The sequence below is a fragment of the Flavobacterium sp. CF108 genome, from assembly GCF_900129795.1.
Classification (GTDB): Bacteria; Bacteroidota; Bacteroidia; order Flavobacteriales; family Flavobacteriaceae; genus Flavobacterium.
Window position 1 is genome coordinate 504,130 of sequence record NZ_FQWW01000003.1, and the last position, 17,058, is coordinate 521,187.

At 35.0% G+C, this 17,058-nt stretch carries 17 protein-coding genes; 15 read left to right on the plus strand and 2 right to left on the minus strand.

All coding sequences use genetic code 11. The annotated features are described in order from the left end of the window. The first annotated feature begins 3 nt into the window (after positions 1-3). The 15 genes from BUE10_RS10890 to moaA all read left to right on the plus strand — a co-directional run bounded on the left by BUE10_RS10890 (position 4) and on the right by moaA (position 14,149). Positions 4-1,596, plus strand: a complete 1,593-nt coding sequence (locus BUE10_RS10890; RefSeq protein ID WP_073484992.1) for a magnesium transporter MgtE N-terminal domain-containing protein — start codon at positions 4-6, stop codon at positions 1,594-1,596. A gap of 28 nt (positions 1,597-1,624) precedes the next feature. Continuing rightward, on the plus strand, positions 1,625-2,674 hold the full coding sequence (locus BUE10_RS10895) for an MFS transporter (protein WP_073484993.1): 1,050 nt from the start codon (positions 1,625-1,627) through the stop codon (positions 2,672-2,674). Between the two features lie 93 nt (positions 2,675-2,767). Continuing rightward, entirely contained in the window at positions 2,768-4,984 is a 2,217-nt protein-coding gene (locus BUE10_RS10900) for a molybdopterin oxidoreductase family protein (protein WP_073485273.1), read from the plus strand. An 18-nt stretch (positions 4,985-5,002) separates the two neighbouring features. Beyond that, a complete protein-coding gene (locus BUE10_RS10905) occupies positions 5,003-5,572 on the plus strand; it encodes a 4Fe-4S dicluster domain-containing protein (protein WP_073484995.1) in 570 nt (189 codons plus the stop codon). A gap of 9 nt (positions 5,573-5,581) precedes the next feature. Continuing rightward, positions 5,582-6,094 carry a Rieske (2Fe-2S) protein gene (locus BUE10_RS10910; protein ID WP_073484996.1) on the plus strand — a complete coding sequence of 171 codons (513 nt, stop codon included), beginning with the start codon at positions 5,582-5,584 and terminating at the stop codon, positions 6,092-6,094. 24 nt (positions 6,095-6,118) lie between these two features. Then, positions 6,119-6,367: a DUF6755 family protein gene (locus BUE10_RS10915; protein WP_053470284.1), complete on the plus strand. Its 249-nt coding sequence runs from the start codon at positions 6,119-6,121 to the stop codon at positions 6,365-6,367. Between the two features lie 162 nt (positions 6,368-6,529). Further along, entirely contained in the window at positions 6,530-7,702 is a 1,173-nt protein-coding gene (gene glp / locus BUE10_RS10920; RefSeq protein WP_073484998.1) for a molybdopterin molybdotransferase MoeA, read from the plus strand. A gap of 177 nt (positions 7,703-7,879) precedes the next feature. Beyond that, positions 7,880-8,626, plus strand: coding sequence for a sulfite exporter TauE/SafE family protein (locus BUE10_RS10925; RefSeq protein WP_073485000.1), 747 nt, complete (start codon positions 7,880-7,882; stop codon positions 8,624-8,626). 295 nt (positions 8,627-8,921) lie between these two features. Continuing rightward, on the plus strand, positions 8,922-9,494 hold the full coding sequence (locus BUE10_RS10930; RefSeq protein ID WP_073485001.1) for a molybdenum cofactor guanylyltransferase: 573 nt from the start codon (positions 8,922-8,924) through the stop codon (positions 9,492-9,494). Positions 9,495-9,499: 5 nt separating this feature from the next. Further along, positions 9,500-10,288, plus strand: a complete 789-nt coding sequence (gene cobA / locus BUE10_RS10935; protein ID WP_073485003.1) for a uroporphyrinogen-III C-methyltransferase — start codon at positions 9,500-9,502, stop codon at positions 10,286-10,288. 2 nt (positions 10,289-10,290) lie between these two features. After that, a complete protein-coding gene (locus tag BUE10_RS10940) occupies positions 10,291-10,527 on the plus strand; it encodes a MoaD/ThiS family protein (protein ID WP_073485005.1) in 237 nt (78 codons plus the stop codon). A 10-nt stretch (positions 10,528-10,537) separates the two neighbouring features. Beyond that, positions 10,538-11,608 carry a HesA/MoeB/ThiF family protein gene (moeB, locus tag BUE10_RS10945; RefSeq protein WP_073485007.1) on the plus strand — a complete coding sequence of 357 codons (1,071 nt, stop codon included), beginning with the start codon at positions 10,538-10,540 and terminating at the stop codon, positions 11,606-11,608. Between the two features lie 191 nt (positions 11,609-11,799). Next, positions 11,800-12,231: a molybdenum cofactor biosynthesis protein MoaE gene (locus BUE10_RS10950; protein WP_007807486.1), complete on the plus strand. Its 432-nt coding sequence runs from the start codon at positions 11,800-11,802 to the stop codon at positions 12,229-12,231. A 9-nt stretch (positions 12,232-12,240) separates the two neighbouring features. Beyond that, entirely contained in the window at positions 12,241-13,155 is a 915-nt protein-coding gene (gene moaCB, locus BUE10_RS10955) for a bifunctional molybdenum cofactor biosynthesis protein MoaC/MoaB (RefSeq protein ID WP_073485009.1), read from the plus strand. Further along, positions 13,142-14,149, plus strand: a complete 1,008-nt coding sequence (moaA, locus tag BUE10_RS10960; RefSeq protein ID WP_073485011.1) for a GTP 3',8-cyclase MoaA — start codon at positions 13,142-13,144, stop codon at positions 14,147-14,149. The genes moaCB and moaA overlap by 14 nt, the downstream gene beginning before the upstream one ends. Before the next feature lie 273 nt (positions 14,150-14,422). On the opposite strand, the gene BUE10_RS10965 is transcribed toward moaA, so the two are convergent. Together BUE10_RS10965 and BUE10_RS10970 are read right to left on the minus strand one after the other, a co-directional pair. Then, positions 14,423-15,100: a hypothetical protein gene (locus BUE10_RS10965; protein WP_073485012.1), complete on the minus strand. Its 678-nt coding sequence runs from the start codon at positions 15,098-15,100 to the stop codon at positions 14,423-14,425. A gap of 433 nt (positions 15,101-15,533) precedes the next feature. After that, positions 15,534-16,976 (minus strand): rubredoxin, encoded by a 1,443-nt coding sequence (locus tag BUE10_RS10970; RefSeq protein WP_073485275.1) that lies wholly within the window; start codon positions 16,974-16,976, stop codon positions 15,534-15,536. Positions 16,977-17,058: the final 82 nt, after the last annotated feature.

Genomic DNA, 17,058 nt, shown 5'->3' on the forward strand with positions numbered 1-17,058 from the left:
AGAATGAAAACTTGGTTAGACAAATGGGAACCGGAAGATGAAGGATTTTGGAATTCTGGCGGAAGTAAAATTGCATGGAGAACGTTAACAATAACAACATTAACATTAATATTATCATTTGCCTCTTGGTTTATGATGAGCGTTATAGCCGTTAAATTACCCGGCTTAGGATTTAATTTTTCAAAAGACCAGCTTTTTTGGTTAACCGCAATTCCTGGATTAGCGGCCGGATTGCTGCGAATAATTCACACATTTATATTACCCATATTTGGAACACGTCACGTCGTTTCTTTTGCAACAGCAATTAAATTAATTCCCGTAATAGGAATTGGTTTTGCCGTTATGGATGTAAATACACCTTTTTGGGTATTTGCTGTTTTAGCATTTACAACAGGTTTTGGAGGAGGCGATTTTTCATCTTACATGCCAAGCACAAGCCTGTTTTTCCCAAAAAGATTAAAAGGAACAGCACTGGGAATTCAGGCTGGAATAGGAAATTTTGGTGTTTCGATAGCACAATTTGTAACGCCGCTTATTATAAGTGTCGGAATTTATGGCGCATCAACAGTATTTACAAGTATAGATTCTAAAGAAGTCGTAACAGTTCTTCAAATCACAGCTGTAGAAAAACAAAAAGAAGTTTTCACATCACTTGATGCAGAAATTCAAACCAAAATACTTTCAAACGTAAAACAAAACGTAGTTGATTCTGTAAGTACAGCAGTACATTCTACAGATAAAACAATTGTTTTTGCTTTATTGCCTGTAAAAGCAAAAGCCAAAGCAATTGCCAATGCAAATCCAAAACTGGCTGAAAAAATATTAAATCAAATCAGCCCGGAAAATTCAGCAGTTAAAAATACACCAATTTATTTGCAGTCAGCGGCATTTTGGTTTGCACCATTTTTAATTCTTTTAGCCATTGTAAGCTGGTTTTATTTGAGAAGCATACCAATGAAAGCTTCTATTAAAGAACAGCTGGATATATTTTCTAATAAACATACGTGGTATTGCACCATTACTTATGTAATGACTTTTGGAACGTTTGCAGGACTTTCAGCGGCTTTCCCTCTAATGATTAAATTTTTATACGGAGATTTTCCAAACGCACCAGATCCATTAGTATATGCATTTTACGGTCCGCTAATTGGTTCAGCCAGCCGAATTGCTTTTGGTTTTGTAGCTGATAAAGTAGGCGGGGCGATATTAACTACCATAACAGGTTTAGGAATTTTGGCAGGAGCCGTAATTCTCGTAACACAAGGATTAGTAGCGCCAACAAGTATGGATCAGTTTCCTCTTTTTGTAGCTGTAATTCTGGGAATGTTTTTCTTTACCGGAATTGGAAACGCAGGAACCTTTAGACAATACCCAATTATTTTTGCCGAAAATCAGCGTCAGGCAGCGGGAGTAATTGGCTGGACAGCCGCAATTGCAGCATTTGGGCCCTTTATATTTTCTAAACTAATTGGGAATAATATTTCTGCTAATGGTACTGTAAATCAATTTTTTATTGGTGTTTGTTTTTTCACTATATTAGCTACAGGTATCAATTGGTGGTTCTACAATCGTAAAAATTGTGAGAAACCAAGTTAAAAAGTAATCATTAAATTAAAAATTAAGGATGAAAGATAAAACGTACAATACCAAAGCCTTACTTGTTGCGACACTAGTTTCTATACTTACAATCATACTAGTGTTTTACGGATCAAGACAATTACAAAATTTTGATGCAGCATTAGTTACTTATTTATTCGGAACCGTTTTTGCCTTCTTCGGAATCGTTTATCGATACACTGTTTGGCTGCAAAGACCTCCAACGTGGATGTATTTTAAAAGAAGTCTTAAATTTCTTTTTACCGGAAAAATAATTTCTCATTTATGGTTTCTGGGAAAAGAATCCGTACAAAATATTGTCGTTCAAAAGTTTATATATCCAAGAAGCAAATGGCGCTGGTTTGCCCATTTTTGCATTGCAATAGGCTGTTTATCGGCTTTTGCTATAACAATCCCGCTTACATTTGGATGGATTCACTTTACACTCGCACCAAATTCAATTTCCATTTACGAAGCACATTTCTTCGGATTTAAAATGATGGATTTTCAAATAAACTCATTTCTGGCTTTTCTGATTTTTCATGCCTTAAACTGGTCGTCATGGCTAGTAATTATTGGATCTGTTTATTATTTAAGAAGAAGATTAACCAATCCCGGATTAATTGCAACCCAAACTTTTGAAGGCGATTTATTGCCATTGATTTTATTAATCGCCATTTCAGTTACAGGATTATGCCTAACATATTCGTATCAATTCATGAAAGGATTTGCATATGATTTCCTTGCCGTAATTCATGCCGTAACGGTAATCATGTTTTTGATCTGGATTCCGTTTGGAAAATTCTTTCATATCATTCAGCGTCCGGCGCAAATTGGAGCGCACATTTATAAAAAAGAAGGAATTAAACAAGGAATGGCAGTTTGTCCGCATACGGGAGAAGAATTTGCAACCCAGCTTCATATAAACGATTTAAAAATTGTAACCAAAGAACTAGGTTTTGATTTCACCCACGAAGATGGAACATCTCACCTCGATTTAAGCCCAGAAGGAAAAAGATCCCGCTTAGCTCAAGCACACTTAAAAGCCAGACAAGAAGGCGGAAATTTATTTGGATAGAAAAAAAATAGTTTCAAGTTTCAAGTTTCAAGTTCCGCACAGAACGTGAAACTTGAAACCTGAAACTTGAAACAAAACAAACAAAAATTAGACATGGCAAAACTACCCGTATCAACTGAAAAAATAATTGAAGCATTTGGTCCACATCTAAACTATGCACCAGTAGATGGTTATGATGGAAGAGATGAACCAGATGACGTCGTAAAAACACATTGCTGTTTTTGCGGAATGCAGTGTGGAATTCAGTTATTGGTTAAAGAAAATAAAGTAGTAGGTTTTGAACCGTGGATGGAATTTCCTTTTAATGAAGGACGTTTGTGTCCAAAAGGCGTTCAAAGGTATCTTCAAAATAATCACCCGGACAGACTTTTACATCCGATACAAAGAGTAGAAGGAAAAGGTTTTGAAAAAGTTTCATGGGATGATGCGATGGATAAAACGATTTCTGAAATAAAAAGAATTCAGGAAAAATACGGAAAACATGCATTCTCGATGTTATCTGGAGTTTCATTAACCAATGAAAAAAGTTATTTAGTTGGAAAATTTGCCCGTGTCGCTTTAAAAACAAGAAACCTCGATTACAACGGAAGACTTTGTATGGTAAGCGCCGGAGCCGGAAATAAAAAAGCATTTGGTTTAGACAGAGCTTCAAACAATTATTCTGATTTAGAATATGCCGAAGTTATCATTGTAACCGGAGCTAATATCAGCGAAACTTTCCCAACCTTAACACATTGGATTTGGAAAGCCAGAGATCGCGGTGCAAAATTAATTGTAATTGATCCGAGAATGATTCCGCTTGCCAGAACAGCCGATATTCACTTAGATGTAAAACCCGGAACAGATTCTGCTTTATACGGCGCAATGCTAAAATATTTAGTAGATCATGATATGCTGGATCACGATTTTATTGATAATTATACATCAGGATTTCAGGAAACAATTGACGCCGTAAAAGATTATACTTTAGAATGGGCAGAAGAAGTTACCGGAATTGATAAAGAAAAAATAAAAGCCGCCGCCGAATTATGGGGAAAAGCAAAAACAAGCTTTTTACTCCACGCGCGCGGAATAGAACATCACTCAAAAGGTGTTGATAATGTTTTAGGCTGTATCAATCTTGTTTTGGCAACAGGAAGAATTGGAAAACCTTATTGTGGTTATGGAACCATAACTGGACAAGGAAACGGTCAGGGTGGAAGAGAACACGGTCATAAATGTGATCAATTGCCCGGAAACAGAGATATTGAAAATCCTGAACACAGAAAATACATATCAGAAGTTTGGGGAATCGACGAAAAAGATTTACCCGGAAAAGGACTTACCGCTTATGAAATTATTGAAGCCATTCACAGAGACGAAATTAAAGGATTAATTTCCATTTGTTTCAATCCGCTGGTTTCTCTTCCAAATAATAATTATGTGCGTTCTGCATTAGAAAAATTAGAGTTTTACGTTTGTATTGATTTCTTTTTGAATGAAACTGCGCGTCATGCTGATATTGTTTTGGCAGGTTCTTTACAGGAAGAAGAAGAAGGAACAACAACTTCTGCAGAAGGAAGAGTAATCAGAATCAGACAAGCGGTTACGCCTCCGGGAGAAGCCAGAACCGATACTTCAATTTTATTAGAAATAGCTAAAAGATTAGGCGAAGAAGATAAATTTACTTACGATAACAGCGAACAAATTTTCAACGAATTGCGTGTCGCTTCAAAAGGCGGAACAGCAGATTATTTCGGAATTACGTATAAAAAAGTTGAAGATAATATGGGCGTTTTTTGGCCTTGTCCAACAGAAGATCATCCGGGAACGCCAAGATTATGGGAAGATAAAAAGTTTAAAACACCAGACGGAAAAGCACATTTTAATCCCGCACCATACAAACTTCCGGGCGAAGTTACCGATGAAGAATATCCAATAACCTTAACAACAGGCCGTGTTGTTTCGCAATATTTAAGTGGAACTCAAACACGCCGAATAGGAAAACTGGTAGATCAGTTTCCAGAACCTATGTTAGAAATTCACCCTGAATTAGCTGCGAAATACGGAATCAAACAAAGAGAATTAGTAAGAGTAGCAACAAGAAGAGGCGAAGGAATTTTCCCTGCCAATATTGTAGAAACCATTAGAAAAGATACCGTTTTTATTCCGTATCACTGGCCGGGACACAAATCAGCCAATCAATTAACACCGGGAACTTTAGATCCAATTTCGAAAATTCCAGAGTTTAAAGTCTGCGCCTGTTTATTAGATCCGCAGGGAAAAATAGCGCCGCCAGCCAAAGAATCGGAAGCGTATGCAAGTGTTTAATCTATATAAAAGGAAGTTATGAATTTGACCAATTTTAATACAAACGAAGAGTTTTTTGTAGATATGCAGCGCTGTATTGGCTGTAAAGCCTGTGAAATGGCCTGTGCCGAATGTGAAACCAACGGCCAGCAAACTTTAATAAGCGTAAATTATGTAGATCGTTCGTCGACAATTCAAACCACAGTTCAGGTTTGTATGCACTGCGAAGATCCGGTTTGCGCCAATGTCTGCCCTGCCGATGCCATTTCGCAAGACGAATTTGGTATAGTACATACTGCAAATACGGAAAGATGTATAGGATGTTCGAACTGCGTTATGGCTTGTCCTTTTGGAGTGCCGAAGAAAGTCGAAGAATACGATTTGATGATGAAATGCACGATGTGTTACGACAGAACAAGCGTAGGCAAAAAACCAATGTGTGCTACAGTTTGTCCAAGTGGAGCGTTGTTTTACGGAACAAGAGAACAAATCGAAGAAATGAGACCAAATAGTACGCCAATAAACAACTTTATTTTTGGACAGGAAAAAGTCAAAACAAAAGTCAATATCATGATGCCAAAAGGCAGTACAGAATTAAGAATTTATTAAACCAGAATCATGTCAAAAGAAGATAATTTAAATCAAAACTGGAAAAAAGATTTCCCCATAAAAAAACAGGAATCAACTCAGGTCAGCCGACGCGATTTTGCTAAATTCCTGACTTTTGTTTCCGGCGGATTAATGGTTGGAAGCGGATTTGTAACCGCAAAAGCCTTTTTATTACCGAAAGAAGAAGTACAAGGCGAACATTTTATCTGCAATAAAGAAGATGTTCCCGTAGGCGGAACTCGCGGTTTTGTTTTAGAAGGAAGTACAATTCCGTATATATTAATTCATTTAGAAAGCGGTGAATTTAGAGCTTACGAACAAAAATGTACGCATCTTTCGTGTTCCGTATTTTACAAACCCGGAACCGGAATAATTCATTGTCCTTGTCATGAAGGTTCTTTTGATGCCATGACAGGTGATGTGCTTGCAGGTCCGCCGCCAAGAGCTTTACCACAGTTAGAAGTGATATTTAAAGAAAATGCTGTTTTTGTAAAAGCAATGATAGAAAAAAAAGACAGCTAAACTGTATAATTAAAATTTATAAATATGAGTACTTTTAGACGAAGCCAAAATCGCGCTAACCCTAATAAGCTGAACAATATACTTTCGACACTTATTTTTATTCTGATTTTAAACGTCAGCATTCAAATCTGGCTTTTATATGCATCCTTAAATAATGCATTAGAAAATAACAAGGAAATATTAATTCCTGCCTTTATAGCTTCTGCGATACTATTTTTTATTGGTTTTGCATGGTTATATTACCTTCCAAAAGGTAATTTTAAAAGAAAGTAAATCAAACACTTCAACTTTAAAAGCTATTTGATTTTTTCGCTCGGTATTTAAAAGAATTAAGCTAAATTTATATTTTTAAAAAATTTAGGTACTTAATTGATTTAACTAAGTAAAAATACTTATATTTGTAATAAGTATTTTTTGCTTGTAAAAATAACACGAATGATTAAAGTAGAAGATGCTATAGCGATTATTGAGGCGAACAGCAAAAAAATGCCCACAAAGCTAATTCCGGTTAGCAAAGCGTTAGGATATGTTTTGGCAGAAAAAGTAATTTCGCCAATCGACATGCCGCCGTTTCGTCAGTCAGCAATGGATGGATATGCATTTACGCACAGTATTCGACATCAATACGATATTATTGGAACTTCGCAGGCTGGAGATCATTCAAACATAAAGCTAAAAAATACAGAAGCAATTCGAATATTTACAGGCGCTTTTGTTCCCGATAATGCAGATACAGTTGTAATGCAGGAACATGTAATGGCAAATAAAGATTCAATTTTGATTGCCACAATGCCTGAAAAATTGTCAAACGTTCGTCCAAAAGGAGAACAAATTGCGAAAGATGAAGTAGTTTTTGAAGCCAATACTTTAATCACGCCCGCAGCAATTGGATTTCTGGCTTGTTTAGGAATCACAGAAGTTGAGGTTTACAAAAAACCGAAAGTGGCCATTTTAGTTACCGGAAACGAATTAGTACAACCGGGGAAAAAGCTTAAAAAAGGAAAAATTTTCGAAAGTAATTCATTTATGCTGGAAGCGGCTCTTGAAACTATCGGAATCAAAAAAACAAAAGTTTACAGAGTAAAGGATAATTTAAAAGCGACAAAAAATGCGCTTAAAAGTATTCTGAAAAAATACGATGTCGTTTTAATTTCCGGTGGAATTTCAGTTGGAGATTATGATTTTGTAAAAGAAGCTTTATTGCAAAACGGTGTTCAGGAATTGTTTTATAAAATCAATCAAAGACCCGGAAAACCAATGTTTTTTGGCTCAAAAAATGAAACTTTAGTTTTTGCATTACCTGGAAATCCAGCTTCATCGCTGACGAATTTTTACATTTATGTTTCGCCCGCAATTAAAAACAAATTAGGATTTTCGGAAATTCATAAAACAAAAGTAGTTCGAAAATTAAATTCGGATATTAAGAATACGACAGGAAAAACATTATTCTTAAAAGCAAAATACGACGAAACAAAAGTCACCGTTCTCGACGGACAAAGTTCTGCAATGCTCAACACTTTTGCCGTTGCCAACAGTTTACTTATTGTACCGGAAGATATTCAGGAATATAAAAAAGGACAATTAGTAACGTTATTGCCGATAGATTAAGAAATTTTAGATTTTAGATTTTAGATTTTAGATTGTTGATTTTAGATTTTTAGAAAATAGAATAAAGAGTATAGAAAATAGATTTTTGGGATTAAGGATGAAAAGCAGTATGTAATATAAAACATACAGCTTGGCAACTTGAAACCTGAAACAAAGAAAACTTGAAACAAAAAAATAATGAACCTATTAAGTTCCGAAAATATAGTACTATTCAGTTTTGCACTAATCGTTATTGCGTTTTTATATTCTAGTGTTGGTCATGGCGGTGCTTCTGGATATTTGGCATTGATGAGCATTTTTGCTTTCCCAATTTCGATTATGAAACCATCGGCTTTGTTATTGAATTTGTTTGTTTCGAGTATATCATTTTTGTTTTATTATCGAAAGAATTATTTCAAACCAAAGCTTTTTTATCCGTTTGCCATTGCCTCAATTCCGGCAGCATTTATTGGCGGTTTTATAACTTTAGATAATGCGATTTATAAAATAGTTTTAGGAATTGTATTGGTTTTCGCAGCATTGAGATTGTTTGGAGTATTTAATTTTAAAGAAAAAGAAGAAGTAAAAGTCAATCTCCCAATTGCATTGGTAATTGGTTTTGCGATAGGTTTATTGTCAGGAATGTTAGGAATTGGCGGCGGAATTATCCTGAGTCCGATTTTATTGTTTTTAGGATGGGCATCAGTAAAAGAATCGGCAGCGGTTTCGAGTTTATTCATTTTTGTGAATTCAACTGCAGGAATGTTAGGATTCTTTTTAGGAGGAAAAACAATCCCGATGGAAAGTTTTTACTTAGTTCCAATTGCAGTTGTAGGAGGAATGTTAGGTGGATTTTACGGAAGTGGTTCTTTCTCCAACAGAACATTAAAAATGGTTTTAGGAACGGTTATTTTGATGGCAAGCGTCAAATTGATTTTTCCTTGAAAATATTAAATTAGAATTAACCGCAAAGTACGCAAGGTTTTGTAAAAGCGGTTAATAGAAATAGTAAAGTTAAGTTCGCAAAACTTTGCCACAGATTTCACAGATTTAAAGGATTTTTATTTGCCACGAATTGCACGAATTATCACAAATTTTTATTCGCAAAATCAAAAAATTAATTCGTGGAAATTTGTGTAATTCGTGGCAAAAGAATCAAGACAAAGCATTTTAAAATAATCTGTTTAATCTGTGAAATCTGTGGCAGAATAAATAAAAGAAAACCTGAAACAAAAAAGATATGGAAACATTAACAACATTTATTCTTTGCGGTGGAAAAAGCTCCAGAATGCAGTCTGAAAAAGGATTAGTGCTGTTTCAGGAAAAACCATTTATCGAACATATAATTAAGGCGATTTTGCCCATTACAGAACAAATAAAACTGATTACGGCATCAAAAGAATACGATTATCTGCCGTATGAAAAAATACCGGATATTATTTCAGATAAAGGTCCTTTAGGCGGAATTTATACCGCTTTATCCTATTCTGAAACCGAATTTAATTTGATTTTAAGCTGTGATATTCCGTTGATTTCAACCGAATTGTTAAGCGAATTAATTTCAAAACATACAGAAGAAGCCGGAATAACCGTTTTTGCTTCAGAAAGTAAAACGCATCCATTAATTGGGATTTATTCAAAAAAAATTGTTCCGATTATTAAAAATGCGATTGATTCAGATGAATTAAAAATGATGGATTTATTGGCTAAAGTGCCGCATCAAATTTTGAATATAGAAGAAAGTGAAAACTTTCATTTGACGAATATTAATTCGGCCGACGAATTAAATGACCTGAATATCAATTTAAGTTAAAGATTATGCAAAACTTAAAAACACCAAAATTAACGATTGTTGGCGCAGGCCCAGGGGACGTTGAATTGATTACGATGAAAGCGATTAAAGCTTTAAAAAGTGCCGATGTAGTTTTGTACGATGCTTTGGTCAACGAAGAATTGTTAGAATATGCATCAAATGCAGAAATTATTTTTGTTGGAAAACGATTAGGCTGCCACGCTTACACACAAGATCAAATTAATGATTTGATTGTTTCGATGGCCAAAAGTCATGGGCATGTGGTAAGATTAAAAGGCGGAGATCCGTTTGTTTTTGGAAGAGGTAGCGAAGAAATCGGGTTTGCAGAAGATTTCGGTATCGAAACCGCTATTGTTCCCGGAATTTCATCTGCTTTAGGCGTTCCAGCTTCGGTTGGAATTAGTTTGACACAGCGTAAAGTAGCCGAAAGTTTCTGGGTCATTACCGGAACAACTTCAGATCATAAATTATCTAAAGATGTTCTTTTGGCGTCAAAATCGGCGGCAACGGTAGTTATTTTGATGGGAATGCATAAATTGAACGAAATAATTTCGATTTATCAGGAAAACAGAAATGACGATTTACCCATCGCAATTATTCAAAACGGAACAAAAAATTCAGAACAAAAAGTGATTGGAACTATCAATACAATCACTAAATTGGTTGCTGAAAAAAATATATCATCGCCCGCAATTATTGTGATTGGCGAAGTGGTTAGAAATACTTCAAGCTGGATTTCCTATTTTCAGGAACATTTTGAAGATGAATTCATTTTTCAGAATTTAAATTTATAAAAATGATTGAGGTTAAATATTTTGGAGCTGTTGCCGAAAAGACAAAATGTGAGTTCGAAAAAGTAGCTTTTTCTGAAGTTTCACTGCAAGATTTATTACGTGATTTAGATGAGAAATATCAATTTGAATCGCTTTCTTTCAGCGTAGCAATAAATCAAAAAATAGTTTCAAAAGCAGCAGCATACGATTTGCAGACCAATGATATTGTTGCTTTATTACCGCCGTTTGCGGGAGGATAAAAATTAATTTATGAGTGCATCAAACCGATATAACCGACAAATGATTCTTCCTGAAATAGGAGAGGATGGTCAGTACAAATTATCGAAATCTAAAGTTTTGGTTATTGGTGCCGGAGGTTTGGGCGCAGCAATTCTGCCTTATTTGGCTGCAGCCGGAGTTGGAGAAATAGGAATTGTAGATGATGATGTTATTGAGATTTCAAATTTGCACAGACAAGTTATTTACAAAAGCTCAGCTGTTGGAAAATCTAAAGTTGAAGAAGCAAAATTGATGATTTCAGAATTGAATCCGCTGATAAAAGTCAACGCTTTTGCTGAAAAATTATCAGGTAAAAATGCCATTTCGTTATTTGAAAAATATGATATTGTTGTTGATGCAACAGATAATATTTCGATTAAATATTTAATAAATGATGCTTGCCTGTTAACCAATAAATCAATGGTTTACGGATCTATTTTTAGATTTCAGGGGCAAGTTTCGGTTTTCAATTATCAAAACGGACCAACATATCGATGTTTATATCCAGATGAAAACAATAACGCATTAAACTGCGAAGATGCCGGAGTAATAGGAATTTCGGTTGGAATTATCGGAATGCTTCAGGCAAATGAAGTCCTGAAAATGATTCTGGGAATTGGAGAAGTTTTAAGCGGAAAAATATTGGTTTATAATATCCTGAATAACGAACAGCAAAAATATGATTTCGATAAAAGTGATTTCCAGTTAATAAGCCGAGAATCATTTGAAGAAAAATATAATAAATCTGAAGTTGAAGAAGTCAATTTTGAATCGATTTTGGATGAAATAAATAATGATGCTGTTTTATTTTTGGATGTTAGAAACGAAGAAGAACTGCCAAAAATCAGTTTAAAAAATCAAATCCAGATTCCTTTGCAGTATCTAGAAAATGAAATTGAAAAACTGGATAAAAACCAAACGATTTATATTTTCTGTCAATCCGGAATTAGAAGTAAAATAGCAGCAGAATTACTTCAAAAACATCAATTTAAAAATATAAAAAGTATTGCTGGCGGTGTTTTAGCGATGAAACAATTATTAGCAATTGAAATAAATTTATAGCTACAGATTACACAGATTAAAAGGATTTTTGAATTATTTTGTATAAAGTTGTTTGCCACGAATTACACGAATTTTCACGAATTAATTTTTTGATTTTTGAGAATAAAAATTAGTGGAAATTAGTGTAATTCGTGGCAAAAGAAAAAAATCATTTTAATCCATATAATCTGTGGCAAAAAAAAACATAAAAAATGAGTAAAAATGTATTTGTAGAAGGGCCAATTTCTCCTGAATTTATAGCCGAGTCGATTGCGAAACACCAATCGAAACATACAATTGGGGCGCACAATATTTTTTTAGGACAAGTTCGTGCCGATGTAATTCACGACAATACAGTCGTGGCGATTGATTATTCGGCTTATACTGATATGGCGAATGAAGCTTTGCACACCATTCGCGAAAAAGCTTTCGCTAAATTCGATTTGACCTGTATGCACATTTACCACAGTTTAGGCGTTGTAAAAGCAGGTGAAATTTGTTTGTTTGTGTTTGTTTCGGCAACACGTCGCAAACAAGTTTATGAAGCAACAGAAGCTATTGTAAACTGGATTAAAACTGATGTGCCGATTTTTGGTAAAGAAATGTTTGAAAACGATACATTCACCTGGAAACAAAATACCTAATAAAACAGAATGGTAGATATTACGCATAAAATAAGCACATTAAGAAAAGCAACCGCAACAGCAATTGTGAAAGTCAGCAGACAAGAAACCATTGATGCCGTGGTGAATAATTTAGTTCCGAAAGGGAATGTGCTCGAAATGGCAAAAACGGCAGGATTATTTGCGGTAAAAAATACTCATTTATCGATTCCGGATTGTCACCCGCTTCCAATTGAATTTACTTCGGTTGAATATAAAATTGAAGATTTGGAGATTCAGATTATCTTTAATGTAAAAACCGTTTATAAAACCGGAGTTGAGGTTGAAGCCATGCACGGCGCATCGATTGTGGCATTGACGATGTATGATATGTTGAAACCAATTGATAAAGAAATCGAAATTTCAACCATTAAACTGATTAATAAAGAAGGTGGAAAATCTTCTTTCAAAAATAAATTTCCGTATGCGATAAAGGCAGCAGTTTTTGTTTGTTCTGATTCGATTTTTGCAGGAGATAAAGAAGACAGATCTGGAAAAATTATTGTGGAAAAATTAGATTCATATGGAGTTGAAACTTCGCATTATGAAATTATTCCTGATGAATTGGATATTATTCAGGAAAAAACAAAAGCTTACGCAAAAGATAATCAGCTGGTAATTTTTACAGGCGGAACGGGATTGTCTCCAAGAGATGTTACACCGGAAGCTTTGTCGCCAATTTTAGAAAGCAGAATTCCGGGAATCGAAGAAGCAATTCGCGATTACGGACAGCAGAGAATGCCATATGCCATGCTTTCGAGAACTGTGGCGGGAACTTTGGGTAAAAGTTTAGTTTTGGCTTTGCCGGGCTCAACAAATGGAGCGAGAGAATCGATGGACGCTGTTTTTCCGCATGTAATGCACGTCTTTCATATTTTAAAAGGAAAAAATCATGACAGCCTCTAACACAATTTTGACGGATGTTTTTGGGCGCAGGCATAATTACCTGCGCATTTCGCTGCTGGAAAAATGCAATCTGCGTTGTACGTACTGCATGCCGGCTGACGGAATTGCGCTTTCTCCTAAAGCCAGTTTAATGACGGCCGACGAGATTTTTGGTATCGCTCAGACTTTCGCACAAAATGGTGTTGACAAAATTAGATTAACAGGCGGAGAACCACTTTTACGAAAAGACTTTCCGGAGATAATCGCAAAATTAGCTGATTTAAATATTTCACTTTCGATAACTACAAACGGAATTTTAATCGATCGTCATATAGACGTTTTAAAGCAGTTTAAAGTCAAAAAGATCAATTTGAGTTTAGATACTTTGGTTTCGTCTAAATTCCATTCTATAACGCTCAGAAATCAGTTTGAAAAAGTGGTTGATAATCTGCATTTGCTTTTAAATCATGATTTTCAGGTGAAAGTAAATGTCGTTTTAATGAAAGGTTTTAATGATAACGAAATTGTCGATTTTGTTAAGCTGACACAGTTTCTGCCTATTTCAGTTCGGTTTATTGAGTTCATGCCTTTTGCTGGAAATGAATGGGACAGAAGCAAAATGGTTTCTCAAAATGAGATTTTATCTTTGGTAGGAAATAATTTTGCAGAAGATGAAATTCAAAAACTGGAAGATGAAAAAAACTTTACGGCCAGAACGTATAAAATAAAAGGTTTTCAAGGTGATTTCGGAATTATAAGTTCGATTACAAACCCGTTTTGTGACAGCTGTAACCGAATTCGTTTAACTGCGGATGGAAAAATAAAAAACTGCCTTTTCTCAAACTCTGAAACGGATCTTTTAACGCCTTATAGAAATGGCGAATCGATTACAAATTTGATTTCTGAATCTGTTCAAAATAAAAAGAAAGTCCGCGCGGGAATGGTAACGATTGATGAAATGAATGATCCTGCCAAACATTTTGATAATCGTAGTATGATTGCGATTGGGGGGTAGTCCTTCGACTTCGCTCAGGATGACAGAATGTTGGTGAGGTTTATATAATTACTGCTCATTGCAAAAAGCCCTTCGACTTCGTTCAGGGTGACACAGGTATTGTCAGGCTGAGCGAAGTCGAAGCCTTTAACCGCAGTGCTTTGTCCTTGCGAGGAACGAAGCAATCTCACTATTATGAACAACGTTACTTATTGCTAGTGCGGTTGCTTCGTTCCTCGCAATGACTGCATAAAAAAAGGTTCAACTTTATTAAAGTCAAACCTTTCTTAGATATTATTTTTTATTTTTAGCTTTAGCCTTCTTTTTAGACTTAACTTTCTTTTTAGCAATTTTTTTCGCTTTCGCTTTATCTTTTGCTTTTTTCGCTTTTTCTTTTTTCTTAGCTGCAGCTTTTAATTTCGCTTTCTTAGCTTTTTCTTTCAGTTTGTCTTTTTTAGCTTTCTCTTTTTTCTTAGCTAATTTCTTTTTCGCTTTGTCCTTTTCTGTGTCTTTCACTTTCTTTACTTTTTTATCAGATTTATCTTTAGCAGTTTCTACAGTTGTAGTTGTTCCGCTTGTGTTTTCTTCTTTAGCATCAGTAACAGTAGTTTTTGTAACGACTGTTTTTACTGCTTCCGGTTTAATAGTTGGAGTCAATACTTTTTTAGCAGGAGCTCTACGTGCTGCCGGTTTTGCTGTAGTTACAGCTGTTTTTGAAACAGATGCTGCCGGAGCTTTTGCTGTAGCTGCTGGTTTTTTTACAGTTGTTGCAGCAGGTTTTGCAGTTACAGCAGGTTTTGCTGTTGTAGCTGCAGGTTTAGCCGTTGTCGCAGTTTTAACTGGAGCAGGTTTAGCAGGTGCTTTTGCTGGTGTTTTATCTTCAGCTTTTGCATTTTCTGCAGCTGGCTGAATATTTTCTGTTGTAGGTGAATCGATTTTCTCTGGAGTTACTTCTTCGTTCTTGTTTTCCATATAAATGTGCTTTTAAATGAGGATTATTAATAACAATGTGATCAAATTGTTAATTTATGGTTAAGTAAAGATAACTATAAAACAAGTCTCCCAATGTTAAGTTTTTTGTTAAAATTAAGAGTTAAACGTTTGAATGTTAAATGTTTAATTTTTTTAGTAAAATTAAAACTTGAAATCTCTTAACAATTCTACATGAAAAAATAGAAGAAATTGCTGTATAAATGCGGAATATTGTTAAAAAGTGAGAGGTAAAAAGTGAATTGTAAATAATAAGACGTAAAATGTATTTTACTTGATGTTTCTTTTGAAAACGAATGTCCTAGCCCCGATGGGAGGGAAAATCCTTTTGTGCCGGGGTTCGGCACAAAAGATTTGGAAGGACAGCGGGATTAGCTCCTAAAAATTATTCTGATAAATATTAATTCTCTGCAATTTACTTCGTCAGTTCGTTATCGCTTGTGTCCAGAATTTTGAAGTTACTTTTTGGGGCTTCGCATAAGGAACAGCAATAATCTTCGCCTAAATCTATAAATAAAATACCTTTTGGAATACCTTGGCTTTCATCTCCAAATTCTGATTTATAAAGCGTTAAGCATTCCAGGCATTGGTAAATATCTTGTTGTGGTTTCTCTTTTTTTTGAGTTTTTTCGATGGATTCTGTTGCTGCATTACCGAGTTCGTCGAAATATTTTCGGCTTAATTCAATTAAAATCGTTGGCAGTTCGAGTTTGTCAATGTCTTGGGAATGCACAATATATTCACGGGTATTTGGATCGAAATTTTTTGCATATAATACATTATAGGTATCGCGAATTTTAATGGATTCTAAAGCGGCAGGAAGTTCATTTTTTTCAATTACGATAGAAGTAAAATAATGTCCGTCACGATTGTATTCGGATATTCCGAAATTCAATCCATAAGTACTAATGTCAAACTGATCGAGCGTACGGACTAAAAATGTTTTCAGATTCAAGGCCCATTCCATTGCAACGGGTAAATGCCAGTTGAGTTCTAATAGGGAATGGCGAACATTGATTCCTCTTTTGCCTAAAAATTTTTCCCATTCTAATTTTCGATCTTTTGGGATTCCTTTTATGATAAATGATTTCCAGGGCGTAATACAGATTTTCCCGATTTTACAGTCGAAACACAAATCGCACATTTCTTTTAGGAAATCGAGGTCATATAGATTATTTCGCCAATAAAGCCCCAGCCAATATTGATCGATTCCCATTCTGTTCATTCCTTCATAATACGGAAATGGATAAAAGGGAATGTTCAAAGGTTTGTCGATTGTTCTGTTATTGGTATCTAAAGCCTCACTTACGAGGTTAAAAATCAAATCGATTCCTATAGATTCTTCGGCAGTAATTTTTTCGATTTCGTAATAAAATTTGGCAATATCCCAGCTGTAAATCAAGACAGGATAAACTTCCATACGTTCCCATTTTGGTAAACGAATATATAGGTACCAATAATCTTCGTGTTCTGAAGCAATAAAATTTAAATGCCCTGTAAACAACGGAACCAATTGCTGCTTTGGATCGTTTATATTGACTTTAAGTTTTGGCTGTTCTTTAAAAAGCTCTAATATATAAAGGAATTTATTCCCGGTAAGCCAATTGGTATTTCTGAAAATATCGGTCGAAACATATGACGAAACTATATTATTCCCGCTTTTTTGATCAGGATAAACAAAATGATGTTTGCCTAAAGCAGTTTTATCCAAAGATTTAAACCCTTTCGGGAAAATAATATCCTGTCTCGATCCAAATGAAATAGAATCCAGTCCTTGATCTGCAGCCATATTAACGACTTCTCTCAATTCTCCCGGCGAAATAACGCCTCCTTTTACTATTAATCTTGTTAACTCCATTTTTTTTGTTTTAGGTTTCAAGTTTCAGGTTTCACGTTGCTGGATTGTGTTGATTTAAACGCAAAGTTCACAAAGGTTTTTC